Origin of the sequence: Nocardia thailandica NBRC 100428 (assembly GCF_000308795.1) — a bacterium.
Lineage (GTDB): Bacteria > Actinomycetota > Actinomycetes > Mycobacteriales > Mycobacteriaceae > Nocardia > Nocardia thailandica.
Map to the genome: position 1 here is coordinate 24,230 of NZ_BAGK01000091.1, position 12,204 is coordinate 36,433.

Annotated in this window: 13 protein-coding genes; 6 read left to right on the forward strand and 7 right to left on the reverse strand. The window is 72.2% G+C overall.

Features of this window, described 5'->3' with window-relative positions; genetic code table 11:
* Positions 1–90 precede the first annotated feature (90 nt).
* Positions 91–786: an ABC transporter ATP-binding protein gene (locus tag ON36_RS36065; protein ID WP_245558021.1), complete on the forward strand. Its 696-nt coding sequence runs from the start codon at positions 91–93 to the stop codon at positions 784–786.
* Positions 787–830: 44 nt separating this feature from the next.
* Here ON36_RS36065 and efeB read toward each other — a convergent pair whose 3' ends face one another.
* From efeB to efeU, 3 genes are read right to left on the reverse strand one after another with little or no spacing between them, the layout of a single operon-like run.
* Positions 831–2,108: an iron uptake transporter deferrochelatase/peroxidase subunit gene (gene efeB, locus ON36_RS09265; protein WP_043650405.1), complete on the reverse strand. Its 1,278-nt coding sequence runs from the start codon at positions 2,106–2,108 to the stop codon at positions 831–833.
* A complete protein-coding gene (efeO, locus tag ON36_RS09270) occupies positions 2,092–3,222 on the reverse strand; it encodes an iron uptake system protein EfeO (protein ID WP_043650407.1) in 1,131 nt (376 codons plus the stop codon). The genes efeB and efeO overlap by 17 nt, the downstream gene beginning before the upstream one ends.
* Positions 3,223–3,235: 13 nt before the next feature.
* Entirely contained in the window at positions 3,236–4,132 is an 897-nt protein-coding gene (gene efeU, locus ON36_RS09275; protein ID WP_043650503.1) for an iron uptake transporter permease EfeU, read from the reverse strand.
* 174 nt (positions 4,133–4,306) lie between these two features.
* Between efeU and polA the strand changes: the two genes are divergently transcribed.
* Both polA and ON36_RS09285 read left to right on the forward strand, forming a co-directional pair.
* Positions 4,307–7,042 carry a DNA polymerase I gene (gene polA / locus ON36_RS09280; RefSeq protein WP_043650409.1) on the forward strand — a complete coding sequence of 912 codons (2,736 nt, stop codon included), beginning with the start codon at positions 4,307–4,309 and terminating at the stop codon, positions 7,040–7,042.
* A gap of 100 nt (positions 7,043–7,142) precedes the next feature.
* A complete protein-coding gene (locus ON36_RS09285) occupies positions 7,143–7,484 on the forward strand; it encodes a hypothetical protein (protein WP_043650411.1) in 342 nt (113 codons plus the stop codon).
* Here the strand turns inward: ON36_RS09285 and ON36_RS09290 are convergent, their stop codons facing one another.
* Positions 7,485–7,844, reverse strand: a complete 360-nt coding sequence (locus tag ON36_RS09290) for a group I truncated hemoglobin (protein WP_043650412.1) — start codon at positions 7,842–7,844, stop codon at positions 7,485–7,487.
* A 203-nt stretch (positions 7,845–8,047) separates the two neighbouring features.
* Between ON36_RS09290 and ON36_RS09295 the strand changes: the two genes are divergently transcribed.
* The gene (locus ON36_RS09295) at positions 8,048–8,818 is read left to right on the forward strand and encodes an acyl-[acyl-carrier-protein] thioesterase (protein WP_043650415.1); all 771 of its coding nucleotides are present in this window, start codon (positions 8,048–8,050) and stop codon (positions 8,816–8,818) included.
* A 46-nt stretch (positions 8,819–8,864) separates the two neighbouring features.
* Here the strand turns inward: ON36_RS09295 and ON36_RS09300 are convergent, their stop codons facing one another.
* Entirely contained in the window at positions 8,865–9,194 is a 330-nt protein-coding gene (locus ON36_RS09300; RefSeq protein WP_043650504.1) for a DUF6191 domain-containing protein, read from the reverse strand.
* A 341-nt stretch (positions 9,195–9,535) separates the two neighbouring features.
* On the opposite strand from ON36_RS09300, the gene ON36_RS09305 reads away from it, so the two are divergent.
* Entirely contained in the window at positions 9,536–9,958 is a 423-nt protein-coding gene (locus tag ON36_RS09305) for a 2-isopropylmalate synthase (RefSeq protein WP_043650416.1), read from the forward strand.
* Between the two features lie 113 nt (positions 9,959–10,071).
* On the opposite strand, the gene trxA is transcribed toward ON36_RS09305, so the two are convergent.
* Both trxA and ON36_RS09315 read right to left on the reverse strand, forming a co-directional pair.
* Positions 10,072–10,452: a thioredoxin gene (trxA, locus tag ON36_RS09310; protein ID WP_043650419.1), complete on the reverse strand. Its 381-nt coding sequence runs from the start codon at positions 10,450–10,452 to the stop codon at positions 10,072–10,074.
* Positions 10,453–10,505: 53 nt separating this feature from the next.
* Complete coding sequence (locus ON36_RS09315) at positions 10,506–11,018, reverse strand: 2'-5' RNA ligase family protein (RefSeq protein ID WP_043650421.1); 513 nt, start codon at positions 11,016–11,018, stop codon at positions 10,506–10,508.
* A gap of 79 nt (positions 11,019–11,097) precedes the next feature.
* On the opposite strand from ON36_RS09315, the gene ON36_RS09320 reads away from it, so the two are divergent.
* On the forward strand, positions 11,098–12,165 hold the full coding sequence (locus tag ON36_RS09320; RefSeq protein WP_043650505.1) for an isocitrate/isopropylmalate dehydrogenase family protein: 1,068 nt from the start codon (positions 11,098–11,100) through the stop codon (positions 12,163–12,165).
* The last annotated feature ends 39 nt before the right edge of the window (positions 12,166–12,204 follow it).

The following is a 12,204-nucleotide window of genomic DNA, read 5'->3' on the forward strand; positions in this document are numbered from 1 at the left end:
GCCGCCGCCGAGGGGGTGGCCGCGACCGCCGGCGCCGCCGCGTCGCAGGCCCCCGCCGCGTCCGAGGCGCCGCTGCTCGAGGTGCGTGACATGGCGGTCGGCTACGGCCGGATCCAGGCGCTGCACGGGATCTCGCTGTCGGTGCGCGAGGGGGAGATGGTCACCCTGCTCGGCGCCAACGGCGCGGGCAAGACCACCACGATGCGCGCGCTGTCGGGGCTGCTGCCGCTGAGCGCGGGACAGATCCTGTTCCAGGGCCGCGACATCAGCACCATGAAGGCGCACGAGCGCGTGGTCGCGGGGCTGATCCAGTCGCCCGAGGGCCGCGGGGTGTTCCCCGGCATGACCGTGCTGGAGAACCTCGACATGGGCTGCTACGGACGCCCGTTCGACACCAAGGCCGAGTACCAGAAGACCCTGGACTGGGTGTTCGAGCTGTTCCCCCGGCTGGCCGAGCGGCGCAAGCAGGTCTCGGGCACCATGTCCGGCGGCGAGCAGCAGATGCTGGCCATCGGGCGCGCGCTCATGGCGCGGCCGCGCCTGCTGCTGCTCGACGAGCCGTCGATGGGGCTGGCGCCGATGGTGATCCAGCAGATCTTCAAGATCATCACCGAGATCAACCAGCAGGGCACCACCGTGCTGCTGGTCGAGCAGAACGCCCAGCAGGCGCTGACCCGCAGCGACCGCGCCTACATCCTCGAGACCGGGCGGGTCACCAAGTCCGGCGCCGGCACGGCACTGCTGCACGACCCGGCCGTGAAATCGGCCTACCTCGGCGTGGACTGAGCGGCCCCCGCCGCGCGGCCCGGCTCGGCGCCGGGCCGCGCGGGTCAGGGATGTCCGGACTCGAACAGCGAAGCGCCCCAATAGGACCCGTCCGCGACGCCGGGCGGCACCGCGAAGAGCGCGGACCCGTCGTGCCGGATGTACTCGTTGAGGGCGTCGCGGCGGGCCAGGTTGTGCTGCATCGGCACGAACTGCTTCTGCGGATCGCGGCAGTAGGCGATGAAGAACAGGCCGGCGTCGAGGTGGCCGAAACCGTCCGAGCCGTCGGTGAAGTTGTAGCCGCGGCGCAGGATCTGGATCCCGCCGAGCTCCTCGGCCGAGGCAAGCCGGACGTGCGCGTCGGCGTCGATCAGCGGGCCGGACGGGCCGGCCGACTGCAGGTCGAGCTCGTCGAACTCGTCGCGGCCGCCCAGCGGCGCGCCCGTACCTTTGGTCCGGCCGATGACCCGCTCCTGTTCGTGCAGGCTGGTGCGGTCCCACGGCTCGATGAGCATGCGGATGCGGCGGGTGACCAGGTAGGAGCCGCCCGCCATCCACGCCTGGTCGTCGGCGGGATCGACCCAGACGAACCGGTCGACGGTGGCGGTGTCCTCGGCCTTGATGTTGCGGGTGCCGTCCTTGAAACCGAGCAGGTTGCGCGGGGTCGCCTGGCTGGTCGAGGTGGACGAGGTGCGGCCGAAACCCAGCTGCGACCAGCGCACCGACACCACGCCGAACCCGGCGCGGGCCAGGTTGCGGACCGCGTGCACGGCCACCTGGGGATCGTCGGCGCACGCCTGGATCGCGAGGTCGCCGCCGCAGCGCGCGGGGTCGAGCATGTCGCCGCTGAACTTCGGCAGGTCGACCAGGGCCTTCGGTTTGCGCTCGGCGATGCCGAACCGGTCGGTGCCGTCGGCGGTGACGAACAGCGACGGCCCGAAGCCGAGGGTGAGCGTCAGCCGCGAGGGCGCCAGATCCAGGGCCTCGCCGGTGTCGGTCGGCGGGGTGTAGGGCGCCCCGCCGACGGCACCGCCGGGCGTCGCCTCCTGGCCCGCGGTCATCCGCTCGGCCATGGCCGTCCAGGTCTCGAGCAGCCGGATCAGCTCGGCCCGCGACCGGGTCTGCACGTCGAAGGTGGCGAAGTGCAGGCGATCCTGCACCGGGGTGACGATGCCCGCCTGGTGGGCGCCGCGGAACGGCACCGTGGCGGGCGCGGCGTCGCCGGACCCGGCCGAGAGCCTGCCCGCCAGCACGCCCGCGCCCGCGGCGGCCACCCCGACGCCCGCGCCCGCGAACAGGCCGCGGCGCGAGAGACCCTGCCCGCGTTCAGGACTGGGCGACAATGCCCTGCACCTGACTGACGACGGCCGAGAGCGCGTCGATGTGCCGCGCCAGTGCGGCCCGCTGGTCGGCGGTGACGGTGTCGTAGGAGACGAAGCCGGCGCCCGCCCGGTACTTCGCGAGTTCCGCCTCCAGCTCGGCGAAGCGGCGATCGATCTGCGTGCCGAGATCGGGGTTGCGCGCGTCCAGGATCGGCCGCACGCTGGCGATCGCCGCCTTCGAGCCCTCCACGTTGCCCTGGAAGTCCCACAGGTCGGTGTGGGAGAAGATGTCCTCCTCGCCGGTGATCTTGGTCCGGGCCACCTCGTCGAGCAGGCTCTGCGCGCCGCCCGCGACCTGCACCGGGTCGACCACGTAGCCGCTGGCGTTCACGCCGCCCGCGAGTTCGGAGATGTCGGCCTGCAGCCGGTCGGCGATCGCGGTGGTGTCGGGCTGGAGGCCCTGCACCCACAGGTCCTTCTCCAGGCGATGGAAGCCGGTCCAGGCGTCGCCGGGGGACAGGTCGGCCTCGCGCTGGTCGACCCGCGGATCCAGGTCGTTGGGGAAGGCCTCGGCGGCGGGCTCGATGCGCTCCCAGTAGGTGCGGCTGACCGGGAACAGCTGCTTGGCGGCGGGGATGTCGCCGCGGCGGACCGCGTCGACGAAGGACTTGGTCGAGTCCTGCAGCGTGGCGATCTGGGCGGTCAGGTACTGCTTGTAGGCGGCGGCGGCCGCGGCCAGCTCCGGCGAGGCGTTGGCGGGCTTGGCGGCGCCGGTCACGGTGAAGTCGTGGCGGATGCCGTCGCCGACCATGCCGGGCTTGCACGCGGTGCGATAGGTCCCGGGCTCGCCGACCGACACGATCAGCTGCCGGGTCAGGCCGGGGCCGATGTTCTCGATCTCGCCGACGACCCGCTCGGCGCTGTCGTAGACGTAGAACTCGGTGACCTTGCTGCCGCCGTTGGTGATGCGGAAGGTCACCGTGCCGGTCTCGGCGGTGTCGCGCGAGAGCGCGCAGGTGCTGTCGTCGGCGGTGACGGTGATGTCACCGGCGGCGCTCTCGCTTTTGCTGGTGCAGGCGACCAGCGCCAGCGGCAGCGACAGCGCGGTGAGCGTCGCGACTACATGTGCTCGCACAGGGGCAGACCTTTCACTTGTCCGTGCGGGCTGCCGATTCGGCAGCCGGTGTCGGTGTCCCACCCCGGTCGCCGGGCTCGTTCACCGGGCGCAGGAACAGCGCGGTGACGACGGCGACATAGCCCGTCCACGCCACCACCTGCAGCACGGTGGGGTCGGGACGGAAGTTGAAGATGCCCTGGGCGATGGTCCCGTACCAGCTCGAGGTGTCGAACCACGACGAGATGTCGAACGCGCCCGTGCCGAGCCCGGGCAGCCAGCCCACGGTCTGCAACGCGCGCACGCCGTAGGCGAGGATGCCCGCCGCCACGACGATCAGCAGCACGCCGGTGACCTTGAAGAAGACCGCGAAGTTGATCCGGACGGCGCCGTAGTACAGCGCGACGGTCAGCACCACCGCGAGCGCGATCCCGAGCAGCAGCCCGATCAGGGGCCACTGGCTGCCCCCCGCGTTCTCCGCGTAACCGACCATGAGCAGCGCGGTCTCGACGCCCTCGCGTCCGACGGCGAGGAAGGCCAGGGTGAACACCGCGGTCGGGCCGACCACCAGCGCCCGCTCCATCCCCGCCTTGAGCTCCCCGGAGATCGTGCGCGCGGCGGTGCGCATCCACAGCACCATCCAGGTCACGATGGCCACCGCCGCCAGCGAGGCGAGGCCCGCGACGAGCTCGGCGGCGAGGCCGGTGATCGTCGAGGTGCCGTAGTGCACGCCGAGGAAGATGATCGCCACCATGGCGACCGCGCCGCCCACCCCCGTGGCCACCCACTTGACCGCGTCGCGGCGCTGGGCCTTGACGAGGAAGGCGACCAGGATCATCACCACGATGCCGGCTTCCAGGCCCTCACGCAGGCCGATCAGTCCGCTGCCGAACAGCTGCGCGGTCACCGACGGCAGTCCGGCCGCGGCCATCCGGTCGATCACGGTGACTCCTGGGGTTGGGAAAGGCTGACCATACTTCGGTAAGGCATGCCTAGTCTCGCACAGTCCGGTTTCCCAGCTGCGGGTATCCACCCCGTCCGGGCGGCGCGGTGTCCGGCGCGGCGGCGTTCGCCGGTGTCGGTGCCGGTCCCTAGACTCATCGGCGTGAGTTCACCGACGAGTGTCCAGGCATCGACAACGACCACCTCCGGCGCCGACGGCGCCCGGCCCACGCTGCTGCTCCTGGACGGGCACTCGCTGGCCTACCGCGCGTTCTTCGCGCTGCCCGCGGAGAACTTCAAGACGGTGACCGGCCAGACCACCAACGCCGTCTACGGCTTCACCTCGATGCTGATCAACCTGCTGCGCGACGAGCAGCCCAGCCATGTCGCGGCCGCGTTCGACGTCTCCCGCAAGACCTTCCGCACCGAGGCGTACCCCGAGTACAAGGCCAATCGCAGCGCGACCCCGGACGAGTTCCGCGGCCAGGTCGAACTCACCAAGGACGTCCTCGGCGCGCTCGGTATCCCGGTGATGGCCATCGAGGGCTACGAGGCCGACGACCTCATCGCCACCATCACCACCCAGGCCAGGGCCCAGGGCTACCGGGTGCTCATCGTCACCGGCGACCGCGACGCCATCCAGCTGGTCGACGACGACGTCACGGTGCTCTACCCGCGCAAGGGTGTCTCGGACCTGACCCGGTTCACCCCCGCCGCCGTCGAGGAGAAGTACGGGCTGACCCCGGCCCAGTACCCCGACTACGCGGCCCTGCGCGGCGACCCGAGCGACAACCTGCCCGGCATCCCCGGCGTCGGGGAGAAGACCGCGGCCAAGTGGATCCGCGAGTACGGCGACCTGGCCACGCTCGTCGACAAGGTCGACACGGTCAAGGGCAAGGTGGGTGACGCGTTGCGCGCCAACCTGTCCGGCGTCGTGCTGAACCGTCAGCTCACCGAGATGGTGCGCGACGTTCCGCTGCCCTACACCCCCGACCAGCTGGCCAAGGCGCCCTGGGACCGGGAGAAGATCCACCAGCTCTTCGACGACCTCGAGTTCCGGGTCCTGCGCGACCGGTTGTTCGACACCCTGGGCTCGGCCGAGCCCGAGGCCGAGTCCGGGTTCGAGATCAGCGGGGCCGCCCTGGAGGTCGGCGCGGTCGCGGACTGGCTGGCCGAGCACGCGAAAGCCGGTGTGCGCCACGGCGTCTCGATCGTCGGCAACGGCACGCCCGCGCACGGCGACGTGCGCGCGCTGGCGATCGCCGCCGGCGACGGCGAGAGCGGCTACATCGACGTCACCGTGCTGACCCCCGGAGACGAAGCGGCGCTGGGCGACTGGCTGGCCGACCCGGCGGTGCCCAAGGCGGTGCACGAGGCCAAGGCCGCCCGGCACGCGCTGCGCGGGCGCGGCTGGGCACTGGGCGGACTGAGCAGCGACACCGCGCTCGCCGCCTACCTGGTACGCCCGGGTCAGCGCAGCTTCAACCTCGACGACCTGTCGCTGCGCTACCTCAAGCGCGAACTGCGCGCCGAGTCGACCGGGGAGACCCAGCTCTCGCTCCTGGACGACGAGGACACCGTCGCCGCCGAGACGGCCCGCGACGAGATGCTGCGCGCCCGCGCCGTCACCGACCTGGCCGACGCCCTGGACACCGAGCTGGCCGCCATCGAGTCCACCGCGCTGCTGGACGAGATGGAACTGCCCCTGCTCGACGTGCTCACCACCCTCGAGGACGCGGGCATCGCCGTCGACGTCGCGCAGCTGGAGGCCCTGCAGCGCCAGTTCGCCGACCGGGTCGCCGAGGCCGCCGAGGCCGCGTACGGCGTGATCGGCAAGCAGATCAACCTCGGCTCGCCCAAGCAGCTGCAGGTGGTGCTGTTCGACGAGCTCGACATGCCCAAGACCAAGCGGACCAAGACCGGGTACACCACCGACGCCGACGCGCTGGAATCGCTGTTCGAGAAGACCGGCCACCCGTTCCTGGAGCACCTCCTCGCGCACCGCGACGCCACCCGGCTCAAGGTCACCGTCGACGGCCTGCTCAAGGCGGTGGCCGACGACGGCCGCATCCACACCACCTTCAACCAGACCATCGCCGCGACCGGGCGGCTCTCGTCCACCGAGCCGAACCTGCAGAACATCCCCATCCGCACCGACACGGGCCGCCAGATCCGCGACACCTTCGTCGTCGGCCCGGGCTACGCCGAGCTGATGACCGCCGACTACAGCCAGATCGAGATGCGCATCATGGCGCACCTGTCCGGCGACGCGGGCCTGATCGAGGCGTTCAACTCCGGCGAGGACCTGCACACCTTCGTCGCCTCCAAGGCCTTCGACATCCCGCTCACCGAGGTCACCCCGGAGATGCGGCGCCGGATCAAGGCCATGTCCTACGGCCTGGCCTACGGGCTGAGCTCCTACGGCCTGTCCGCGCAGCTGCGGATCAGCACGGCCGAGGCCAAGGAACAGATGGACGTCTACTTCGACCGGTTCGGCGGCATCCGTGACTACCTGGCCGACGTCGTGGACCAGGCCCGCAAGGTCGGCTACACCCAGACCCTGTTCGGCCGCCGCCGTTACCTGCCCGACCTGGACTCCAGCAACCGCCAGCGCCGCGAGGCCGCCGAGCGGATGGCGCTCAACGCCCCGATCCAGGGCACCGCCGCCGACATCATCAAGGTCGCGATGATCAACGTGCAGAACGCGATCCAGGCCGCGGGCCTGCGTTCGCGCATGCTGCTGCAGATCCACGACGAACTCGTGCTCGAGGTCGCCGAGGGGGAGCGCGAGCGGCTCGAGGCGCTGGTCCGCGAGGAGATGGCCTCGGCCATCGAACTGTCGGTGCCGCTGGATGTCTCGGTCGGCACCGGCCGCAGCTGGGACGCCGCCGCGCACTAGTGACCGCCTCGTGACCCGAGTCCGCCGCGGGAGTCGTTGCCGCGGCGGACAATCGAACGACCGCCGGGCCGGCCGCCCGGCCCGGACGATCGGGGGAACGATGACCGCGGTGGAACCCAGGGCCCGTGCCGAGTTCGCGCGCCGCCTCGACGCGCTCTACCGGTGCGCCGGGCGACCCACCCTGGAAGGGGTCGCGGCCGCCGCGCGCGAACGCACCAGAGCGGCGCGATGCCGCCACGACCACGGCGCGGTCCGGTTGCAGCGCATCAGCGACTGGCGGCGCGGGGTGTGCGTGCCCGCGCGGTTCGAGACCTTCCTGCCGGTGCTGCTCACGCTGATCGACCGGGCGCGCGCCTGCGGGCAGCCGGTGCCCGCCGAGCTGACCGATCTCGCGGCCTGGCGCCGGGTCTGGCAGGACACCGGCGCCCGGGCGACGACCTGATCAGTCCGTCTCGACGATCTCCCCCGACAGCGGCGCCAGCGCGTCGAGCACCTCGCCCGCGGTCGCGGCCGGGATCCCGGCCGCGTGCAGCGCGTCGGCCAGGTGCGCGGCCACCCGCTCGAAATCGGCCCGGGTGATGGACAATCCGGCGTGCGCGGCGCGCAGCGGCTCGCCCGCGTACACCTCGGGGCCGCCCAGGGCCTGCCCGAGGAACCGCACCTGCGCCTCGACGAGCCGGTTCGGGTTCGCGGCGGAGAAGTAGTCGGCCAGCAGGGGATCGGTGAACAGCCGGCGGTAGTGGTCGGTGACGAGCCGGTGCAGGGTGTCGTGGCCGCCGAGGCGGTCGTAGATGCTGGACATGGCGGCTCCCCGGGTCCGGCGGGCCCGTCGCGGCCCGTGGACGCCTCACCGTAGGACGGGCCGCGGGCGGTGTCACCGGGGCCAACGGCGGTGCGGGACGATCGCGCAGTTCGGCCGGTCGGCGCGGATTTTCCGGACCGGAAACCGGGGCGCGCGGGCCGCGCGACCCGCGCCGGGTGCCGCGCTGTGGCAGCATCACAACGATGACCGACGAGGTGCTGCCCGACCCGCTGCCCCCCTGCCCGGACCTCGACCGCGCGTTCGCGGTGTCCTGGCCGGTCCGTCTGGGCGACACCGACGCCGAGGACCGGCTGCGCCTGGACGCGGCCGCCCGCTATCTGCAGGACATCGGGTTCGAGCACCTCGGCGCCGTCGAGGACGGCGACACCCATCAGGGCTGGATCGTGCGGCGCACGGTCATCGACGTCTACGAGCCGCTGACCTTCGGCGACCGGGCGCACCTGCGGCGCTGGCCCGCGGCCCTGTCCAACCGCTGGTGCGACATGCGCATCCGGGTGACGGGGGAACGCGGCGGCCGTCTCGAGGCGCAGGCCTTCCTCATCCACGTCGACCCGGTCGCGGGCCGCCCGGCGCGGATGAGCGACCGGTTCATGGCCCCCATGCTCGCCGCGACCACCGAGCACCGGCTGCGATGGAAGGCGGCGCTGACCCCGCTGACCACCCTCGACGCCGAGCTCACCGCGTTCCCGCTGCGGGTCAGCGACGTCGACCGGCTGGGACACGTGAACAACGCCGTGTACTGGATCGCGGTGGAGGAGGCGCTGGCCGCGCACCCGGAGTGGCACGCCACGCCGTATCGCGCCGTCGTCGAGCACGTCGGCCCGGTCATGGCCGCGGACAAGGTGACCGTGCGCACCGTGGTGGGGGAGCGGTCGCTGCGGTTGCAGCTCGAGGTGGACGGCGAGCCGAGGGCGCTGGCCGAGGTGCGGCCGCTGTCCGCTCCGTCACAGTAACGAAGGGCACAGCGGCCGGGCGCGGACCCGCGCCGGGCCGCCGGGCTCAGGCGGGGGCGCCGTCGCGGGCGGGCCGGACGACCAGGCGGGCCGCGCCCGCCGACAGGTCGATCTCGTCGCGCGGGGGCGCGCCGTCCGCGAGGTCCTCCCGGTGCATGAGCGTCGTGCGCCGCTGCTCGAACTCGTGGTGCTTGGCGCCCTGGAAGACGGCCGTGACCTCCTCGAATCCGGCCGCCGCCACGGGCGTGCCCGAGCGGCCCCTGCTCCAGGGCAGCACCCGGGAACCGGTGAGCCTGCCGAAGGCCACCTCCAGCCCGGCCAGCGCGATCAGCAGCAGCGCCAGCCCGGGGATCGTCAGGAAGACAAGCAGACCCATGCCGTTCATCGTAGCGTCGCGTGTCCGACAGCGACCGGTCGTGAGCTGGGCCGATGATACTCACCGGTACGCAAAACGGACAGTGCGGGAGGTTGCGATCGCGTGAATTCACCACTATCCTCGACCGCGTGCCGAATCCTGCCGACCGCCCCGCTACTGCGCTGAGCGCAGTGCGTATCGCAGCGCCGATCGCGCTGGGGGCATCGCGGCGACTCCTTCTCGTAGTAACCCGCCGTAGCGGGGTCTGATTCGGACCGGCCCCCTCGCTGCGGGCTGTTTCTCATTGTTCTGCTGGTCCCCATCCTCTGACGAAGACTCTCTTCGGGAAGACCTCACCTGCAATGACACTGCTGACACTGGATCCTGCCTTCTTCGCCGCCGCCCCCCGGGAGCTGCGCGCCGAATCCGCCGACCTGACCCCGGCCGAGTTCCACGACCGTTACGTCACCCACGACGGGCCGATCACCCTCGGTGACTGGTCCCACGCCGGGGCCGACTACGCGGCCACGCTGGAATTCAGCGACCACCTGCGCACCGTCGTCGCGACGGGCAGCCCCGTGGCCGCGCTCACCTCGGCCCTCTACGACGAGGGCTACCCCATCGAGATCCTGCGGTTCCACCAGCGCCACACCGGCGCGGGCACCGCGACCTTCGTCCGCTGTGAATTCAACGGACGTCGTGGCTGGGCCGCCGCACTCGCCGCCGACAGCGCCGAGTCGACCGTCCGCGCCATGATCGCCGGCGTCAACCTGCTCGCCGCCTGATCCTCCTACGCGAAGGGCCCGCTCACCGGAAGGTGAACGGGCCCTTGTGCTTCCGCGCCGCACGGGGCGCTCGGATCATTCCGAATCATCCGAGCCATGCGAGTCATGCGGAGTCACTCCGAGGCGGGCTGGCCCGCCTGCTGCTCGGCCAGCTGCTTGCGCACCTCGTCCATGTCGAGGGCCTTGACCTGGGTGACCAGATCCTCGAGCGCGGCCGGTGGCAGCGCGCCGGGCTGCGCGAAGACCAGCACGCCCTCGCGGAAGGCCATGATGGTCGGGATGGAGCGGATGTTGGCGGCCGCGGCCAGGCCCTGCTCGGCCTCCGTGTCCACCTTGCCGTGCACCACGTCGGGGTGCTTGTCCGCCGAGGCTTCGAAGGTCGGGGCGAAGCTGCGGCACGGGCCGCACCACGAAGCCCAGAAGTCGACCAGAACCACATCGTTCCCGGTGACTACCTCGTCGAAGTTCTGCTGGGTCAGCGTCTGGGTGGCCATGACGTCCTCTCGAATAAGTCGGTCTCGTCGTCTGGTAACGCCGATACGTCCCTCTATCTTCCCCCGATGAGGATCCGCTCGGTCCGGGTGTCGCCGTCCCAGCGGCGTATACCCACCACAGTGCCGGGAAAATCGCGCTCGCGGGCCACGGCGTGTACGGCCGCCCCGAGCTGTTCCGGCGTCACCCGGCGCGCCAGGGTCACATGCGGCGTCCAGGAATCCGGGGCGGTGTTCTCGACCAGGCCCGGGCACTCCGCCACGATGTCGTGCACCGCGCGCTGCAACGCCAGCAGCCCCGCCGAGGGCACGACCGCACGCACCAGGATCGGGCGGTGCGCGCCGAACAGCAGCAGCCCGCCGATCCGGACGGGCAGCGGGGCGACGTCGAGGCCGGCCAGCGCCGGGTCCAGCGCGGACGGGATCCGCGCGGCCACCGCGACGGTGATGTGCGGGCGGTGCGTGGCGGTGCCCGGCCTGCCGACCCCCGCCGCCGCCAGCGCGCGCCACTGACCGCGGACCCACGCCTCGGTCTCTTGGTCGACCAGCAGTTCCACCGACTGCGCCACACGGGCGAATCTACCGGCGGACGGCGTGTCCGCGGGGGCGGGCGGACCGATCGGCGCGGCCGCGCGCGAGGATGATGCGGTGAACGGTGTGCGGCTGGGTGTGATCGACGGTGACGGAATCGGCCCCGAGGTGGTGGCCGCGACCAGGGCGGTGGTGGACGAGGCGGTCGCGGCGGCGGGCCTGGCGCCGGTGGACTGGGTGCCGCTGCTGATGGGGCATGCCGCCATCGAGGAGTTCGGCGACCCGCTGCCCGAGCAGACCCGCGCGGGGCTCGCCGCCGTCGACGGCTGGATCCTCGGCCCGCACGACAACGCCTCCTATCCCGAGCATCTGCGCGTCGCCCCGGGCGGCGCCATCCGCAAGCACTTCGGGCTCTACGCCAACATCCGTCCGGCCAGGGCGTTCCCGGGTGTGCGGGCCACCGCGCCGGGCATCGACCTGGTGATCGTGCGGGAGAACAGCGAGGGCTTCTACGCCGACCGCAACATGTTCGCCGGCTCGGGGGAGTTCCGGCCGACCGAGGACGTCGCCATGGCCGTCGCGCTGATCACCCGTCAGGCGTGCGAGCGCATCGCCCACCAGGCGCTGCGGCTGGCCCGGGGCAGGCGCAAGCGGGTCACCGTGGTGCACAAGGCCAACGTGCTGCCGATGACCACCGGCCTGTTCCGCGACGTCTGCTACGCGGTCGCCGCGGACTACCCCGACGTGCGCGTGGACGACGAGCACGTCGACGCCGTCGCCGCGCACCTGGTGCGCGACCCCGACGACTACGACGTGCTGGTCACCGAGAACCTCTTCGGCGACATCCTGTCCGATCTGGCCGCCGAGCTCAGTGGCTCGCTCGGGCTGGCCCCGTCGATCAACTGCTCCGACACCGTGGCCATGGCCCAGGCCGTCCACGGCGCCGCGCCCGACATCGCCGGGCGCAACCGCGCCAACCCGGTGGCGCTGCAGGCCTCGGCGGCGATGCTGCTGCGCTGGCTCGGCGCCCGCCGCGGCGACCACGGGCTGACCGAGGCCGCCGACCGCATCGATCGGGCGCTGGCCGCCACCCTGGCGGCCGGGGTCGCGACCGCGGACCTGGGCGGCCTCGCCTCGACCTCCGAGTTCACCGAACAGGTCCGCGCCCGCGTGCACCGCCGCTGAGCGCGGTTCCGCCCCGGGCCGCCCCTGGTGGTCTAGGGT